This window comes from Polaribacter sp. P097 (assembly GCF_036864555.1).
In the GTDB taxonomy this organism is placed as follows: Bacteria; Bacteroidota; Bacteroidia; order Flavobacteriales; family Flavobacteriaceae; genus Polaribacter.
On sequence record NZ_JAZETJ010000002.1, the window covers coordinates 932,919 to 951,399 of the forward strand.

The following is an 18,481-nucleotide window of genomic DNA, read 5'->3' on the forward strand; positions in this document are numbered from 1 at the left end:
TTTTTAGATAAAAAAAGTTGTCAACACGAAACCGTTTTCGTAAGTTAAAATATATTAGAAATGAACTCATGTCACCTATATTTACTATGTGGAATGTAAATTTATTGTTAAGCAAATCAAATTTACAGTTATTATTTAACAAATTATACATGAAAAAATTTAAATTATTGTTAATTGGAATTCTTTTATCCACGTCTTTTGCAACGTTTGCGCAGCAAACTGTAAGAGGTGTTGTAAAAGAACAATCATCAGGAGAAATATTACCTGGTGTTAGTGTGGTAGTTAAAGGAACAACAAGAGGTACAGAAACCGATTTTGATGGGAACTTTAGTATTGAAAGAGTAAATACAGGTGATGTACTTGTGTTTAGATATTTAGGGTATGCCAACAAAGAAGTTACATTAGGTACTAATTTTAATTTAACAGTACTATTAGAGGAATCATCTGAACAATTAGAAGAAATTGTAGTTGTTGGTTATGGTACAACTACTGTTAAAGACGCTACAGGTTCTGTAGAGGCAATTACAGCCAAAGAGTTTACAAAAGGTAACATTGTTACTCCAGAAAACTTATTAAGTGGTAGAGTTGCAGGTGTAAACATTACAACTAGTGGTGCACCAGGTTCTGGTTCTCAGATAAGAATTCGTGGAGGTTCTTCTTTAAATGCTTCTAATGATCCGTTAATCGTTATTGATGGTTTACCATTATCAGGAATTAACTTATCTAGTATTAACCCAAATGATATTGAGTCTTTCTCAGTACTAAAAGATGCTTCTGCAACTGCAATTTATGGTTCAAGAGGTGCAAACGGAGTTATTATCATTACTACTAAAAAAGGTAGAAGTGATTATTCTTTAGATTACGATTTTCAAGTTGCTTTTGGTGAAATAAAAGACAGAATAAATGTGTTTAGTGCAGATGAATTTAGAAACATCATTGCACAACAAAGACCACAAGATGTTGGTTTATTAGGTTCAGCTAATACAAATTGGCAAGACGAAGTTTTACAGAAATCTGTATCTACACAACATAATTTAAGTGTTAGAGGTCAAGTATTTAATAGAATACCTACAAGACTATCTGTTAACTTTTCAGAAATTGAAGGTAATATTTTAACGTCTCAGTTTGATAGAGCTAACGTTTCTTTATCTATGAATCCATCATTTTTTGATGATCATTTAAAAGTAAGTTTAAACTATAATAGAGCATTTGTAAACTCAAGATCTGCAGATGCAGGTCAAATAAATGCTGCTTTAAGATACGATCCTACACAACCTGTTTATGATTCTAGCTCTCCTTTTGGAGGTTTTTATCAGCACATTAACAGAACTCCTGGAGGAATATTAATTGAAAATGGTACTAGAAATCCTGTTGCTGCTTTACTACAAAACAACAACACATCTAACACTTTCAGACAATTTGGTAACTTTAAAGTAGATTATAAATTACATTTCTTACCAGAAGTAACTGCTACTTTTTTAGTTGGTTTTGACAAATCTACAGAAGAAGGTTCTTTCTTTAACCCATTAAATAGCCCTGCAAATTATACAGATCTATTTGTAGGTGCAGAAGGTACGTTTTTGAATGAATTTAATAACGAAAACTTAGATGCTTACTTAAACTACACCAATACTTTTGGTAAAGTTAAACTAGATGCAATGGTTGGTTACAACTATCAATCTTTTAATGGTTCAGGTAACAATACAGGAAATTTAAGAAACCCTAATGATGCAGGTTTTACAACATATACAAACACACCAGTAGTTTTAATCGGTTTTATAGGTAGAACAAACTTTACGTTTAACGAAAAGTACTTATTAACGTTAAACTATAGAAGAGATGGTACTTCTAGATTTGGTCCAGAAAACAGATGGGGAGATTTTGGAGGAGCTGCTTTAGCTTGGAGAATTAGCGATGAAGATTTCTTAAAAGACAGCAAAGTATTTTCTGATTTAAAATTAAGAGCCAGTTATGGTTTAAATGGTCAGCAAGAAGGTATTAGTGGAGATTTATATTTAGATAGATATCGTTTTGGAAACCAAGGATCAGGTTATATTTTTGGAGGTAACCCAATTCAATCTACAATTCCTTCTGAAAGAAGTAATTTACGTTGGGAAGATGTTGCTACTATAGAAGTAGGTGTAGATTTTGGTTTATTTGACAATAAATTTACAGGTTCTATTAACGCATTCCAGAAAAACTCTACAAATTTGATTTCTGATGCACCAGTTGCTGATGGATCTAACTTTACAAACAGAGTTTTACAAAACATTGGTGATTTACAAGTAAATGGTCTTGAATTCTCTTTAAATGCAGATTTAGTAAGAACTGAAGACATGAACTGGAACTTTAACTTCAATGCTACTTATTTAGATAGAGAAATTAAAGAATTAGCTTTAGGTCAAGATATTACAGTTGGTGGTATTGCAGGTGGTACAGGAAACTTTATTCAATTATTTAGAGAAGGTTTTGCACCAAACTCATTCTATGTTTTCAAACAATTATATGATAATGCAGGTAACCCAATTGAGGGTGCTTATGCAGATTTAAATGGAGATGGAATTATAAATACACAAGACAGATACTTAAAAGGTAACCCTCAAGCAGATTTTACTTTTGGTTTCCAGTCTAACTTCAATTATAAAAATTTCGATTTAGCCTTTAACTTAAGAGCAAGTGTTGGTAATTATGTTTACAACAATGTTAATTCAAGTTTAGCTCAATACGATTTATTACAAGACAATGCTGTATTAGGTAATATACCAACATCAGTATTAGACACTAACTTTAACAGTACATCAGACGTTATTATTTCTGATTATTATTTAGAAAATGCTTCATTCTTAAGAATGGACAATATAACATTAGGATATACTTTTGATAGACCTATCAAAAAATTTGCATCAAATAGCATTCGTTTATGGGCTGGTATGCAAAATGTTTTTACAGTTACAAACTATTCTGGTTTAGATCCTGAATTAGCTGGTAATGGTATAGATAACACAAATTACCCTAGACCAAGAACATTCTTGGTAGGTGCAAATATTAAATTTTAATTAATAAAGAATTAATGATGAAAAGAATTTTAAAAATAGACAAAATTACAACCTTCCTTTTGGTGTTAGTAATTGCGCTATCTTCTTGTACTAGTGATTTAGATATTACTCCTCAAGATGATCAAGATTTATTAGGAGAAGATTTCTTTGCCAATGAAACTGCCTACAAAGAATTACTTGCAGGTGTTTATGCAAACCTATCTTTAACAGGTGTAGATGGCCCAGGTTCTTCTAATATAGATGGTTTAGATGCTGGTACAAGTCAGTTTGGTAGAGTTTTATTATACCTACAAACATTATCTGCAGATCAAATGATTTGGTCTTATGAAAATGACCCAGGAACACGTGAAATTCAAAGAAATATTTGGAATGCAGATGATCCTATCATTTTAGGAATGTTTGGTAGAAGTCACGTAACTATTGCATTCGCAAATAATTTCTTAAGAGAAACTACAGATGCAAAATTAGACGAAAGAAATGTTTCTGCAGCAACAAGAGCAGAAATTACATCATACAGAGCAGAAGCAAGATTATTAAGAGCAATGTCTTATTACTACATGATGGATCTTTTTGGTCAAGCAAACTTCTTAACTGAAGACGATGCTATAAACCAACAATCTGTTGTGTACGATAGAGCTCAATTATTTGATTTTATAGAGCAGGAATTAACTGCTATTGAAGCAGATTTAGCTGACCCTATGGCTGTAGAGCATGGAAGAGCAAGTAAAGGAGTTGCTTGGATGATTTTAGCAAAAATCTATTTAAATGCAGAAGTATATATTGGTCAAGCTAAATATACAGAGTGTATTGATTACTGTAATAAAATTATTGGTGGTGGCTATACATTAGCCTCTAATTATTTGCACAATTTTATGGCAGATAACAACACAAACTCAGCTGCTAATGAAATTATTTTCCCTCTAATTTCTGATGGAACTTTCACACAAAATTTTGGTCCAACTACTGTTATGATTAACGGTTCTGTTGGAAGCATTGAAGCCAATGGAGCTCCTTTAGGAGTTAGTGCTGGTGGTTGGGGTGGAGCTCTAAGAGTAAGAAAGCAATTAGCTTTACTTTTTGAGCCAAGTATTTTTAATAACGATACTAGAAATACTATTATTTCTTCTGGTAGAGATATAGAAATTACAGATATTTCAGATAGAGATCAAGGATACATTTTAGAGAAATACTCTAATGCAACTTCAACAGGAAGTTTTGGTGTAGATCAAACATTTGTAGATACAGATTTCCCATTATTTAGATTAGCAGATGTGTATTTAATGTATGCAGAAGCTCATTTAAGAGGTGGTTCTGGTGCAAATGATGCAGATGTTGCAGCTTACATCAACTCATTAAGAAGTAGAGCAAATAATCCTCAGAATAATTTAACAATCTCTGACATTACTTTAGATTTTATTTTAGATGAAAGATCTAGAGAATTGCATTGGGAAGCTCATAGAAGACAAGATTTAGTTAGATATGGTTTATTTACTGGAGGTGCATATAATTGGGTTTGGAAAGGTAATGGTACAAACGGAATTGCTTTACCAAGTAACTTAAACTTATACCCTATTCCATCTGCAAGTTTAGCTTCTAATCCAAATTTAACTCAGAACCCTGGGTACTAACTATTAAATAAATTACAAATGATGAAAAATATAAAAAGATTTTCAGCAATTACGTTTATTGGATTATTTATGTTAATCTTTAATTCATGTGATGATAATTCTGAATTATTTACCATAACAAATCCAACTCCACCAACTTTGGCAGAGCTTGGTTTTACAGAACTTGAATTAGATGCTGTAAACACAAACAATCCTGCTTTAACTCTAAATTGGATGGAAGCAGATTATGGACAACAAGCCTCTATTAATTACAACATAGAGTTTTCTATGGATGAAGCATTTACTTCACCAGTTGTAGCTGCTACTGTTACAGGTAGAACAGCGGTTACCTTATCTGTAAACGAAGTAAATTCAGCAGCAGGTAATGCAGGGTTAAACCCTTTTGAGTGGGCACCATTGTATACACGTGTAATTTCAACTTTAGGTTCTCAAAACTCAGAAAGTGCTGTTTCAAATACAATTCAGTTTAATGTGTATCCTTACTTTAACTACACATTTAATGACTTTTATTTAGTAGGTGATGCAACTGCTCCAGGTTGGGAAAACAATAACAACAACCCAGCTCTTTTTAGAGATGCTAGTGATAGTAATGTTTACTATTATACTGGAAAATTTGCAGAAAATGGACATTTCAAAGTGTTATCAACCAAAGGTTTATGGCAACCACAATATGGTACAGATAGTGCTTCTAAAAATCCTGATGGAACATCATCTGGAGATGTTGGTGCTAACTTAGGAAGTGGTTCTGACCCAGAACGTTTTCCTTATGCAGGAGGAGATGGAATACCTGAAGGTTTCTATACTTTTAAAATAAATTTTGCTAGCAACACTTTTAGCTTTGATAGTTTTGATGTATCAGGAATTACAAGTCCTGGATCTTTAACATTACAAGGTTCTAGTACAGCAAACATAGCAATGAACCAATTATCTTTTGATGGGCACTTATGGTATGCAAATAGTGTAAGACTTACTCCTGGAGAAGTTTCTTTTGTAACAGATAGTGGTGCAAATTGGGGTAGCGAATCTTCATTTTCTGGAGTAGCTACAAATGGAGGTAGTGCAATACCTGTTATTGTAGAGGATGATTACGACGTTTGGTTTAATGACTTAACAGGACGTTATATTTTAATTCCTTTAAACTTATAATAAACAAATCTTAAAAAATATAAAATGAAAAAATATTTAAAAAGAGTAAGTTACCTCCTACTTTCATTAACCTTACTTTTAGGTTCTTGTGAAGTTGAAGATAGCTTAACATTAACAAGCCCAGAAGCTGCATTTACATTAGATACACCAGGTATTAGTAGTGTGTTTTTAAACTTTGCACTTCCAAGTAATCCTGCCTTTACTATTTCTTGGCAAGATGAATTAAAAGCAGGGTCAGATTACACTGTAGAAATGGCTACAGATGCTGAGTTTACAAGCCCTATAACATTAGGAACTACTACAAACAGCAATTTCTCTATGACTGTTAGTGATTTTAATGATGCCATAAATAATGCTGGCGTTACTAATTTTAGAGATGTTGCAGTTTATATGAGAGTACAATCAGGTGGTAATACTTCTAACTCTATCTTATTATTAGTAACAACTTATCCAGTAGATGCACCAGCGTTTGCTAGTATTTCTGATGGAGATTCGTTTGTTTTAACTTTAGATAACAATGATTTAGAGGCCGTAAACGTAACTTGGGATGACCCTATTTTAGATTCAACTTTATCTATTGATATTGATTACACATTAGAAGCTGCAGCTCCAAATACGTCTTTTGCAGATGTTATAGAGGTTGGTTCTGTACGTAATATGAATGCTATTTCATTAACTAATTCACAACTTAATAGTGTTGCTATCCAATCTGGTATTGCTGTAGATGCTGCTGGAGATTTAGAAATGAGATTAAGATCTGTTATTACTGATGCTGCATCAGGTACTGTTTTAGAAAGAACTACTGAAACTGTAACTATTAATGTAACTACCTATTTAACAGTTTTAGACTTATCAACCACTTGGGGTATAGTAGGCTCTGCTGCTAATGACTGGGGTGCTACTCCAGATTTACCATTCTTTAAAACAGATGTAGATGGTGAGTTAGTAGCCTATGTAAATTTAGTTGATGGTGAATTTAAGTTTAGAGAAAATAACGATTGGAGCAACAACTTAGGTAGTGATAGCGCAACTGGAGGTTCAGTTACCTCTAATGGAGCAAACATTGCTGTTTCTGCTGGTTCTTATAAAATTGGCTTAGATTTAAATAACATGACCTATTCTATTGAGAATTTCTCTTTAGGTATCGTTGGTTCTGCTGCTAATGATTGGGGTGCTACTCCAGATTTAATGCTAGAATACGATCCTTATTCAGATGTTTTTAGAGGTTTGGTTACTTTAACTGATGGTGAAATGAAGTTCAGATTAAACAACGATTGGGGAACCAATTGGGGTGATGATGGTGTAGATGGAACTTTAGATCCTGGAGGAGCAAATATTGCTGCAACAGCTGGTACTTATTTTGCTACTGTAAATCTAAATGATTTAACATACACTTTAGAGCCTGTAACAAATGTTTGGGGTCTAGTAGGTGGTGCTTATAATGATTGGGGTGCTACTGCAGATGCACAGTTTAGAAGAGACTGGTCTAAGCCTTTTAATGATGTTTGGATTTTAGAAAACGTTACTTTAATTGATGGTGAATATAAATTCAGAGCTAACAATGATTGGGGAACTAATTATGGAGATTCTGATGGTGATGGAGTATTAGAATTAAATGGTGGTAACTTAAATACCACTGCTGGTACTTATACGTTTGTATTAGATTTTTCAGATCCAGATGCACCAACATATACCAAGAATTAATATTCTTTTAAAAATTTTAGGAGCTATCTTTTTAGGTAGCTCTTATTTTTTAATCAAATTCTTATGAAAAAAAATATATACATTTTATTCTTTTTTATTTCATCTTTTGCATTTGCGCAAGTTCAAAATGCTAACTTCTCTGTTAGCCCAGCAACATTTGAAGAAAACGAAGAAATTACAATTACTGTAGCTAATGTAAATCCTGCTACTTGGGGTGTTTCAGATATTTATTTATGGGCTTGGTCTTTCGATTCAAATTTTGAGAACATTGCAGATTCTCCAACAAATGGTACTTGGACAAACTCTAATGAAGCTCAAAAATTAACCAATAATGGTGATGGCACTTATTCGATTAGCTTTACTCCTGCAAATTTCTATAATAGAACTGGTATAGGTAGAATCGGTTTTTTGGTAAAAGCAAAGAATGGTGATGGAGATAAAAAATCTCAAGATCAATTGTATGATGTTGGAAAGTTTCAAATTAATTTAACTGCACCTTCAGAAACTACAACCATTTTAGATAGTGGAACCAATTTTCAAATTACAGCCACAACCTCTTTACAAGCTAACTTTAATTTAAAAGCAAATGGTGTTTCTATAGATCAACAAATGAATAATACAAATTATAGTTTTTCATTAACGCCTACAGAAAATACAGATTTTGTATTAGAAGCAAACAATAATGGTAATATTCAAACCAAAGAATTTAATGTGGTTGTAAAACCAACAGTTACAGAAGCTGCATTACCATTAAATATAAAAGATGGTTTAACTATTAATCCTACTGAAAATACTAAAGCTACATTGGTTTTATATGCACCAAATAAAGAATTTGTGCACGTAATTGGTGATTTTAATAATTGGGAAATAGACAATAATTATTTACTAAAAAAAGACAGCAGTAAAGATCGTTTTTGGATAGAACTAACAGGCTTAAATCCAGATACAAATCATATGTATCAATATTTGGTAGATGCTAAAATACGAATTGCAGATCCTTATTCTACGCAAATTTTAGATCCTTCAGAAGATATTTATATTGATAGTACAACCTATCCTAATTTACCTTCTTACCCTTCTAACAAAACAACAGATGCTGTAACATTTTTTAAGACTGGCGAAACAGATTATGTTTGGCAAACTACTAATTTTACGAAGCCAGCTAAAACAGACTTAGTAATTTACGAATTACTTATTAGAGATTTTGATAACCTACATAGTTTTGATGCTGTGAAAGCAAGGCTAGATTACTTACAAGGTTTAGGTATTAATGCAATTGAATTTATGCCAATAAACGAGTTTGATGGTAATCTTTCTTGGGGATACAATCCTTCTTTTCACATGGCAATAGACAAATATTATGGTTCTAGAACTGCTTTTAAACAATTGGTAGATGAATGTCATAAAAGAGGAATTGCTGTAATTTTAGATGTGGTATATAACCATGCAACAGGTCAGCATCCATTTTATAGAATGTACAATACAGATAATGGAGGTACTCAAGGACAAGCAAGTGCAGACAGCCCATTTTTTAATGTAGTAGCTACACATAGTTATAGTGTTTTTAACGATTTTAATCATCAAAAACAAGGTGTAAAAGACTATGTAAAAAGAACAACTCAATACCTAATTGAAGAGTACAAAATTGATGGTTTCAGATGGGATTTAACTAAAGGTTTTACACAAAATTGCTCTAGCTCAGATGAAGGTTGTACAAACTCTGAACAAGCAGATAGAGTTGAAGTGTTAAAAGAGTATGCAGATTATCAATGGGAAATTGATCCAGATTTTTACATCATTTTTGAACATTTAGGTCAAAATTCTGAGGAAACAAAATGGATTAACTATAGACTTAATGAAGGAAAAGGAATTATGGTTTGGGGAAATCATCATGGAAGTTACACCAATGCTACTATTGGAAACAATACTAGTGGTGCTTCTAATTTTGATTGGATTTCTTACAAAAACAGAGGTTGGTCTGTACCTGCAAACGTTAGTTATATGGAGAGTCATGATGAAGAAAGACTTACCTATGCTGCAATAACCAATGGGTATTCTAATGGTTCTTATAATATAAAAACCACTACAACTGCCTTAGAAAGAATGGAGTTATCAGGTGCTTTTTACTTTACAGTACCTGGTCCTAAAATGATTTGGCAATTTGGTGAGTTAGGGTATGATATCAGCATCAACCAAAATGGAAGAACTGGAAACAAACCTATTTTATGGAACTATTTTGATGATGAAAATCGCAAATCTATCTACAATACTTGGAGTAAGTTAATTCAGTTAAAATTAAAATACGATGTTTTCAAAACTTCAGATTTTACTATTGATGCTTCGAATTCAAATGGATTGAAAAAAATTCAACTTTCTGATGCATCTGCTTCAGATATGCAATACATTACTGTGGTTGGTAATTTTGGTTTAACTACACAGAATATCAATCCTGTATTTCAACAAACAGGTATTTGGTATGATTTGTTAGATGATAATGCAACTTTAAATGTTAGCAATACCAATAATTTAATAAGCTTAGCTCCAGGAGAATTTAAGGTTTATGGTAATAAAGCAGCAGTTTTATCTACCGAAAATCTATTTTTTGATGATTCAGTTTCATTATATCCAAATCCTGCAAAGGAAGCTTTTAGTCTATCTGTATCAGCAACAAAAGTTTTAATTTTTGATGTTAATGGAAAGCAAATCAAAGAATTTACTGGAAATTTTGAACCAAATAACGCGTTTTCTATCAATGATTTAGAAAAAGGTTTGTATATTGTAATGTCTCAAAATGTTGAGGGCAAAATTTTAAAGAAATTGATTATCAATTAATTTAAAATTCTTTTTAACCTTAGAAGAGCTGCTTTATAGTAGCTCTTCTATTTTTTTTAGGGTAATCTCTAACTCATCTTTTGTAGTAAATTTTGAGAAAGAAAAACGCACTGAAGTATTATCTGCATCTTTATCAGAAAGTATTTCTGCCAAAACATGAGATCCTTTATTACTTCCACTTTGACAAGCAGAACCTCCTGAAACTGCAATTCCTGACATATCTAAACTAAATAACAACATATCATTCTGTATAGGAAAACGCACATTTAAAATAGTATAAGTACATTTTTCAGCTTCATTAGAATCACCATTAAAACTAATATTTTTTGAGATATTTTTTAATCCATCAACAAAAAATTGCTTTAATTCTATAATGTGTTTTTTATCATTCTCTAAATTTGTGTAAGCAATTTCCATTGCTTTCTGCATACCTAAAATACTGTGTACGTTTTCTGTACTAGACCTTGCTCCTCTTTCTTGATTTCCACCATGAAACATAGGTAAAATTCCAGATCCTTTTTTAAAATAAGCAAAACCAACACCTTTTGGCCCATGAAATTTATGTGCACTTGCTGCAATGAAATCTATCTCTACCTCAGCTAAATCTAAAGCAAAATGACCAATAGTTTGTACAGTATCTGAATGAAAATAAGCATTGTAAGTCTTACAAAGTAAGCTAACTTTTTTTAGCGGTAAAATAGTACCAATTTCGTTATTAATATGCATAAGACTCACAAGAACCTTTGTTGAAGCATTAGATATTAATTGCTCTAAATGATTTAAATCGATTGTACCATCTGCATTAACATCAACAAATTCTAAACAAATATTTTCTGACTTTTCTAAAAACTCACAAGTATGTAAAACTGCATGATGCTCTATTTTAGAAGTAATTATAGTCTTTACCCCTAAATTTAGCACCGCATTTTTTAAGATTAGATTATCTGCTTCTGTACCTCCTGCAGTAAAAACAATTTCGCTAGCAGTTACGTTTAAATATTTTGCAATATTTTTTCTAGCAGTTTCTACTGCCGATTTTGCTTTTCTACCAAATTGGTGTGTAGAAGAAGGATTCCCAAAAACATCTTGCATACTTTTATGCATCGTTTGTAAAACCTCGTCATCTATTTTGGTTGTAGCAGCATTGTCTAAATAAATGGCATTCATACTGCAAAAGTACAATTAATTCACGTTTTGATAGATATAAACTTCTGTAGCTCCTAAGCCATATTTTTTGTAGGAAGCATCGTAATATTTTACAGGATATCTGTTTAAAAGGCTAGTAAGTTCTGCCCTTAAAACACCTTCTCCTACTCCATGAATAAAAACTATTTTAGAAATTCTTTTAGAAATTGCGTACTCAATTTTTCTTTTTGCAGTAGATAACTGTAGGTTTAGCATATCATAATTATCTAATCCTCTAGTAGATTTTACAAGTTGATTTATATGTAAATCTACTTCTAAAATCACCTCATTTTTAGTCTTTGTAAAAAGGCTTTTTTTAGATTTTGAATCGCTAATTTTCTCTTTTAAAAGTGGATTATTAATGTCTGAAAATTTGGACAATTCGTACTGATCTTCTTCTATTTTAACCAACTCGTTTTCAGCAAACTTAAATGGCATTCCATCTTCAGTCTCAATGGTTATAGAATTACCATCAACAGCAACAACAATGCCTTTTAAAACATCATCTAAAACAGCCACTTTGTTTCCAATTTCTAAACGCATTCTTAACTGTATCTTAATTTCGAAAAATAATGGTAAGTCTTATTTTTGCAGTAAAAATAATTAATGATGTTGAGGACTTCTAATATTTCTGCAAAAAGTTTCTTTATCAATGCCACCAAGAAAAATAATTTCTTAGAAGGTAGAAGAAATTTATTGCTTCAAATTGCAGAGTCTATGGCCAAAGAATATACTAAAAATGAGATTGTTAATCTTAATTTTATATGTTCAGACAACTCTAGAGAAAGTCAACTTTGCCAAGCATGGGCTTTTTTAGCTGCACATCATTATGGACTGAATATACATTCATTTTCTGGTGGTTTAGAGGTATCTTCTTTTCATAGAAATACAATTAAAACCTTACAGAAAACTGGTTTTAGTTTTCAATTAGAAGACTTTGCACATCAAAATCCAAAATATAGTATTTCTTACAGTGATTCTAGAAATTCAATTATTGTTTTTTCTAAATTGTATGATAATTCAGCAAATAAAGAGCCATTTATAGCCATTACTACTAGCAAGAAAGCTGAAGAACATTGCCCTTTAATATCGAATGCAATTCAGTGTTATTATTTACCTTTAAATGAGCTAAAATCTTCTGATGGTACAGATGAACAAGAAGCTAACTATTTGGCAATAAGTGAAAAAGTAGCTACAGAAATTGGTTATATTTTTGCTGCAGTAAAAGAAATTATTTCTTAGAAATAACACTTATTACTTAACAACCACCTTGTGTTTCTTTTAAGATTGATATCTATATGAAGAATGAATTCGTGTGTACTAAAATTACCTCCAAAAGCTTCAAACCTGTGGTCATAAGTATACCCTACTCTAAACTTCTCTTTGATTATTAAGGCAAACAAAGCACTTAAAGAATTTTGATGACGATAAGACAAGCCTGCTTCAATTTTATCTTTATAGAAAATATTAGCATTTAAATCTATCGATAAAGGTAAGTTAGCTGTGTACCTAATCATTGTAGATGGTTTAAAAATTACGCCTTCCCTCAATTCGAACAGATAACCTGTAGTTAAAAAGTAATTTGCATTTGTAGCCAGCCTTGCCTCAGAAAAATTTTCTTCTATATAAAATTGTGGTGTTTCTAAAATATAAGGCATAGATAAACCTGCATAAAACTTTCTATTGTAAAAGAAGGCACCAAAACCAACATTAGGATAGTTGCCTGAAATGGATGCATTTATTTCATTATCTGGCGTAATTGCGTTAGCCAAATTGTTATCAAAAAAAGTGACACCCCCTTTTAAACCGAAAGACAATCTGCTGTATTTCGATGTTATTAAGGTGTAAGAAACATCTACATTTACATTATTAGTAGTAGATAAACCAATTTGATCATTTACAAAGGTAGCTCCTATACCCAGACCTCTTCTAGTACGTCCGTTTACAGAAAACGTTCTTGTAGTTGGTGCACCTTCTAAGCCAACCCACTGTTCTCTAGACAAAGCAGACATACTTAACTCTGCTCTTGTACCAACATAAGCAGGATTTATAATTTGCATGTTATACAAATATTGTGTGTAATTGGGCAGTTGTTGAGAAAGACAAAAAGAACTAATAAGCAAAAACAGAACACTCAAAAACGGTTGCTTTTGGCATTTTATTTTTCCGATAAATAATTTTACATTACTCATTATCTTATTAGCTGTATAAAGTTAGATTTTGGTTTGGTAACACCATCATTATAATCTAAGGTATAAAAATATACTCCTGTAGAAACAGGGTTTCCGTTGAAAGTTCCATCCCACCAAGAAGGATTTACATTTCCATTATTGCTGTAGTTATACACTTCATTTCCTAATCGATTTACGATAACCAACCTAAAATTTGGATAATCTTCTACGATTCCAGAAATTTTGAAAACATCACTTACTCCATCTCCATTTGGAGAAAACAAATTAGGATAATCATTATCTTTAATAGTACCTACACCTCTTGGCATAGTTGTATTTGCGATGTTATCTAAATTAGTGGTTGTTTGTAAAAACAGTTGTTCTGTTTCTTCATTTAATCGATCATCTACAGTAATTACATTTTGGCTTATTGTTGATGTAAAAGCAGGTATGCTCGTTAAAATATTTATAGGTTCATAATCTTCTGTTGCAAAAGTAGTATCATCTATCGTTTCTAAAATGATATTGATTGGTAAATAATTTTGCATAGGTTCATCGTTTGCATTTCGCAAAGTGATGGTAAATTCTAATACATTCCCTTCTTCTACTATAGGGTTTGTAATTTCTATAAACGGATTTGGATCAACATCAACAATAATTGCCACCTTTGATAAATCTTGTACACCTACATTATTACTTGTAACTACACCTATAACAGCTAAACTTTCTTCATCTAACTCATTTAAATTATCTAGGTTAGAACTTATTGAGAAGGAGACTTGCGTATTTGCATTGTTAGGATCTACTGTACCTTCAATCACTACAACATCTGAAATCGCAGTATAATCATCTGGACTTATGGCTAAATCATCATTAGTATTGATATTAATAGCAATGGGTGTTGAGGATGGATTGCTAATCGTAATGGTATGAACCAAATCTATGCCTTCATCTTCTCTAGAATCGTTCATGGTAATTGAAGGAGGATCATCATTATCTAGAATAGTTCCAATTCCTGTAATTGTAGTATTATCTGTATTGTTGGAAGTTACAGCTCCATTCAAAGAAAATAATTCTGATAATTCAGCAATGTTATCTTCTAAAGAAGTTACAGAAAACTGTGTTGTGTTTGTAAATGGTGGAATTGTAAAATCGACATTATTTACAGGTGTAAAATCAAAAGGTGCTGTAGCAACTTCAAATTGAGTTGTTGTTGCTATACCATCTGCAGTAGAAAAATTGATTACTATTGGAGATGCACTTTCTATTAAAACAGAATTGTCTCTTTTAGTAACCAAAGTCAACACAAAATCAAAGATATTTCCTTCGGTTTCTGTTACATCAGAAATTAATATTTCTATAGCAATTATTTCTCTCCAATCTCTTTCTTCAGTATCTATATTATCTTCATTTGGAAAGCTAAGTGGTTTTTGATTATTGGTAGGATTTACTATAGTATCATCAGTATCAAAAGCATCATCTAAGCCATCATTATCAGCATCTGAATTAGAAGCAATAGTTTCAGCTGTTCCATCTGCATCAGTATCCCATCCTTCAATGATATCTTCACGAATGTCATCATCTGAATTTAGATCTAAATAATCTGCTATTCCATCATTTTCTGTATCAATGGGATTTAAACCATTTGGATATGCAGTATCTATACCCAAATTATTTACAACACCATTTAAGGTGATGTAATTTGTGGTTAATTGCGCTTCTATATTATCTACAATTCCATCTCCATCAGAATCTATATCTAGATAATTAAAGTTAATATCGGTATCAGAATTTAAAAGTGTATAGTTGATAGTTGCTGTTGCAGAATCATCGCTTTCTAGAGAATTATCTAATCCGTTTGCACCAACATTATTGTCTGTTGCACCATCGTTATTGGTATCTTCAGTTGCATTTCCTGCTTCGTTGATATCTAAAATTCCATCGTTATCAGAATCTAAATCTAAGTGATTAGGTACACCATCATTATCAAAATCAAAAAGATCTACAATTCCATCTGCGTTTGCATCTACATCAAAATCTGTATCTCTATAATTAGGTATAAAATCGGCATCATCATCTTGCAAAGGGTCTAGGCCATTATACTCTTCAGTATCTGGAATAGTATCATTATCATCATCTAAATCTATAGAATTTATAATAGAATCTCCATCTGAATCTGTAGAAGCATCAACAGTAATGGTTGCACTAGAGGTTGAAGCTGAACCTAAAGGATCTCTTGCAGAAAATGTAGCAATATTATCGCCAATACAAGCTTCTGAATATACTACTGAAAATTGTACAGTAATCGTTTCGTCTGCCATAAGAACACCATCTGTACCTATAAAAATATCAGTATCTGAAACACCATTAAAATTGGCATTTAGTGTAGGGTTTGTAGTAGCTGTAGAACTTGAAATTATTGGTGGATTTACAGATACAATATTACCTCCACAACTATTGGTTAAATCATCTACCAATTGTAAATTGGTTAATTGAACAGCTTCACTACTATTCTCAAAAGTAATTTCGAAAGTAACCTCTTCATGTTCTAAAATATCATTTGGCATTTCATTTACTGAGGTAATTGTTTTTGATACATCAGTATCTGTATCAAACAGAAAACGCATGCTGCTTGTAACACATTCACATTGATTGGCTGATGATGGGATTTCTGTAGGCGAACCTACTACATAGTACCTATCTAAATGATCTCCTAAATTATCTGACCAAGTTACATAAGAATCCGATCTTTTTCTTGCAGCAGTTGTTTCATCGTAATTATCATCTGCTCCTTGAGTAAAAGACCTACCATTTTGATAAAAAAAGCTATATCTAGTGGATGCATATGGTTCTATCAGATAAAATAATTCTAATACTACTACCTCTCCTGGAGCTAATGAATTATTTGGTGCTAATAAAAATGTATCTGTGTCACCATTATAATTAGGATTGATGGTAACAATTGGGCCTGAAGCTTGTTGAATTCTAAGTTCTGTGAAGGTAATTCCATTATCAATAAAATTACCTAAACCCATGTTGTAGTTAATATTGTTTGCAGTAGCTGTACCTTCGTTTGTAATAATTACAGAATTTATATAATCATAGGTACCATCTGAATTAATAACACCTGGTGGATCTAAAGAATCATTAAATTCAGGAATAAATAAACCTGCTGCAACAATAGCTTCTGTAGTATGAAAATCGGTTAAGGTAAGAGATTCAGAATCATTACCTCTATTTGTTGTAATGTTAATATCGTTGGTAAAATCGAGTCCAGCACCTGTAGGAGTCGGATTTGATCTACCATCACAAAAAGGATCTATAGTAACACAATAACTAACAGTTACATTTTGTCTAGGGTATAAAGTTAGATTATCAATAGCATTCTGGTTAAAAACAGAAGTAGATGTACTGTTTAAAAAACTTCCATTCATAGCTGCATTTGTAAACTCTCTAGGGTAAGCACCATCGTTTACAAAATCTCTAGTAAAGGTATTATTCTCAATATTAAATTCGGATACTTCAACTATACAACCCGTTCCAAATGTACCTTGTAAATCTGAAACTATATCTATATTTCTTAATAAGCTAGACTCGTTATAATCTCTTGCTGTACTCGTATTTTCCAAAACCATGGTATAACGAACTTTATAAGTACCATCTACTGTATAGCCTTGGTTACAACTATTAAAACTGGCAATATTTAATAAATCTGTAACACGTTCAACTGTAAAAAATAATAATGCTTGTCCTTGAAAAGTACCATCTGTAATTCTGTAAGTAATTACAGGCACATCTCCAAAATAGTTTGGTGTTGGCACAAATTGATAACTACCATCAGCATTTATAGTAAAATTACCTTCTGCAAAAACAGCGACAGTACCTGCAGGATATCCTATACCATTTATAACAAATTCTGTTACTGTTAGAACATCATTATTAATATCTGTATCGTTCGCTAAAACACCTGGAGCAGCAACATTTAATGTAGTATTGATTTCTACAGTATCATAATCATCCATAGGAATTGGTGCTGTTGGCGGAAAAACGACAGCTATAGTTATGTTTGCTGCGCTTATAAGTGAGCCATCTGAAATTCTATAAATTATGGTTGGTAAATCTCCTACATAATTAAAAGTCGGATTTAAGTTTAAGCTTCCGTTAGCATTTATGGTTAAATCACCTTCTGCAATTGCTGCAGTTTCAGTTGCATTATAGGTTGTACCATTAATTACAAATTCAGTTACTAATAATGTATCTCCATTTGCATCTGTATCATTCTGTAAAACTCCTGGAGATGATATATTTAAAGGTGTATTTACTTCAGTTTCGTAAGTATCATCGTTAGCTTCTGGCGCTATTGGAGGTAAAATTACAGTGATATTTAAATTAGCAGAATCTGTTTCAACTCCGTCTGAAATGGTATACGTAACCGTAGGAAAATTACCTAAAAAATCTTGTGCAGGTTCGTAATTATAACTTCCATCAGCATTGATTGTTAAATCACCTTCTGCAATTGATACAGTTTCATTTGCGTTATAGCTTGTGCCATTAATTACAAATTGAGTTACTAATAATGTATCTCCATTTGGATCTGTATCATTACTTAATAAACCTGGAGATGAGACCGTTAAATTAGTGTTTTGCTCTGTTGTATTGCTATCATTATTTGCTTCTGGAGCTGTTTGAGCCCATGCAAATTGTACTAAGAATAAGAAAAAAAAAAGTAATTTAGATTGGTTTTTTTTCATAAAACTTT

The 18,481-nt window shown here is 31.9% G+C and carries 10 protein-coding genes; 6 read left to right on the top strand and 4 right to left on the bottom strand.

Features of this window, described 5'->3' with window-relative positions:
- Positions 1 to 149: 149 nt before the first annotated feature.
- The 5 genes from V7R38_RS11555 (at position 150) to V7R38_RS11575 (ending at position 10,366) form a co-directional block, all read left to right on the top strand.
- Positions 150 to 3,056, top strand: coding sequence for a SusC/RagA family TonB-linked outer membrane protein (locus V7R38_RS11555; protein ID WP_334058588.1), 2,907 nt, complete (start codon positions 150 to 152; stop codon positions 3,054 to 3,056).
- A gap of 14 nt (positions 3,057 to 3,070) precedes the next feature.
- The gene (locus tag V7R38_RS11560; RefSeq protein ID WP_444359185.1) at positions 3,071 to 4,684 is read left to right on the top strand and encodes a RagB/SusD family nutrient uptake outer membrane protein; all 1,614 of its coding nucleotides are present in this window, start codon (positions 3,071 to 3,073) and stop codon (positions 4,682 to 4,684) included.
- Between the two features lie 18 nt (positions 4,685 to 4,702).
- Positions 4,703 to 5,830 carry a SusE domain-containing protein gene (locus tag V7R38_RS11565; RefSeq protein ID WP_334058590.1) on the top strand — a complete coding sequence of 376 codons (1,128 nt, stop codon included), beginning with the start codon at positions 4,703 to 4,705 and terminating at the stop codon, positions 5,828 to 5,830.
- 24 nt (positions 5,831 to 5,854) lie between these two features.
- Positions 5,855 to 7,534 (top strand): SusE domain-containing protein, encoded by a 1,680-nt coding sequence (locus tag V7R38_RS11570; RefSeq protein ID WP_334058592.1) that lies wholly within the window; start codon positions 5,855 to 5,857, stop codon positions 7,532 to 7,534.
- 63 nt (positions 7,535 to 7,597) lie between these two features.
- Positions 7,598 to 10,366: an alpha-amylase family glycosyl hydrolase gene (locus V7R38_RS11575; protein WP_334058594.1), complete on the top strand. Its 2,769-nt coding sequence runs from the start codon at positions 7,598 to 7,600 to the stop codon at positions 10,364 to 10,366.
- A 33-nt stretch (positions 10,367 to 10,399) separates the two neighbouring features.
- Here V7R38_RS11575 and V7R38_RS11580 read toward each other — a convergent pair whose 3' ends face one another.
- The gene (locus tag V7R38_RS11580; RefSeq protein WP_334058596.1) at positions 10,400 to 11,533 is read right to left on the bottom strand and encodes a cysteine desulfurase family protein; all 1,134 of its coding nucleotides are present in this window, start codon (positions 11,531 to 11,533) and stop codon (positions 10,400 to 10,402) included.
- 15 nt (positions 11,534 to 11,548) lie between these two features.
- Positions 11,549 to 12,094, bottom strand: coding sequence for a Smr/MutS family protein (locus V7R38_RS11585; RefSeq protein ID WP_334058598.1), 546 nt, complete (start codon positions 12,092 to 12,094; stop codon positions 11,549 to 11,551).
- A 63-nt stretch (positions 12,095 to 12,157) separates the two neighbouring features.
- Here V7R38_RS11585 and V7R38_RS11590 point away from each other — a divergent pair, with 63 nt between their 5' ends.
- Positions 12,158 to 12,793: a hypothetical protein gene (locus V7R38_RS11590; protein ID WP_334058600.1), complete on the top strand. Its 636-nt coding sequence runs from the start codon at positions 12,158 to 12,160 to the stop codon at positions 12,791 to 12,793.
- Here V7R38_RS11590 and V7R38_RS11595 read toward each other — a convergent pair.
- Together V7R38_RS11595 and V7R38_RS11600 are read right to left on the bottom strand one after the other, a co-directional pair.
- On the bottom strand, positions 12,790 to 13,743 hold the full coding sequence (locus V7R38_RS11595; RefSeq protein ID WP_334058602.1) for a PorP/SprF family type IX secretion system membrane protein: 954 nt from the start codon (positions 13,741 to 13,743) through the stop codon (positions 12,790 to 12,792). The two genes, V7R38_RS11590 and V7R38_RS11595, sit on opposite strands and share 4 nt — an antisense overlap.
- Positions 13,743 to 18,473 (bottom strand): Ig-like domain-containing protein, encoded by a 4,731-nt coding sequence (locus tag V7R38_RS11600; RefSeq protein WP_334058604.1) that lies wholly within the window; start codon positions 18,471 to 18,473, stop codon positions 13,743 to 13,745. The genes V7R38_RS11595 and V7R38_RS11600 overlap by 1 nt, the downstream gene beginning before the upstream one ends.
- Positions 18,474 to 18,481 lie beyond the last annotated feature (8 nt).

What these genes read in the sequence shown, in the direction of transcription:
- V7R38_RS11595 (WP_334058602.1), bottom strand. Translation starts at nt 13,743, where the DNA reads ATGAGTAATGTAAAATTATTTATCGGAAAAATAAAATGCCAAAAGCAA.
- V7R38_RS11570 (WP_334058592.1), top strand. Translation starts at nt 5,855, where the DNA reads ATGAAAAAATATTTAAAAAGAGTAAGTTACCTCCTACTTTCATTAACC.
- V7R38_RS11590 (WP_334058600.1), top strand. Translation starts at nt 12,158, where the DNA reads ATGATGTTGAGGACTTCTAATATTTCTGCAAAAAGTTTCTTTATCAAT.
- V7R38_RS11600 (WP_334058604.1), bottom strand. Translation starts at nt 18,473, where the DNA reads ATGAAAAAAAACCAATCTAAATTACTTTTTTTTTTCTTATTCTTAGTA.
- V7R38_RS11565 (WP_334058590.1), top strand. Translation starts at nt 4,703, where the DNA reads ATGATGAAAAATATAAAAAGATTTTCAGCAATTACGTTTATTGGATTA.
- V7R38_RS11560 (WP_444359185.1), top strand. Translation starts at nt 3,071, where the DNA reads ATGATGAAAAGAATTTTAAAAATAGACAAAATTACAACCTTCCTTTTG.
- V7R38_RS11580 (WP_334058596.1), bottom strand. Translation starts at nt 11,533, where the DNA reads ATGAATGCCATTTATTTAGACAATGCTGCTACAACCAAAATAGATGAC.
- V7R38_RS11575 (WP_334058594.1), top strand. Translation starts at nt 7,598, where the DNA reads ATGAAAAAAAATATATACATTTTATTCTTTTTTATTTCATCTTTTGCA.
- V7R38_RS11555 (WP_334058588.1), top strand. Translation starts at nt 150, where the DNA reads ATGAAAAAATTTAAATTATTGTTAATTGGAATTCTTTTATCCACGTCT.
- V7R38_RS11585 (WP_334058598.1), bottom strand. Translation starts at nt 12,094, where the DNA reads ATGCGTTTAGAAATTGGAAACAAAGTGGCTGTTTTAGATGATGTTTTA.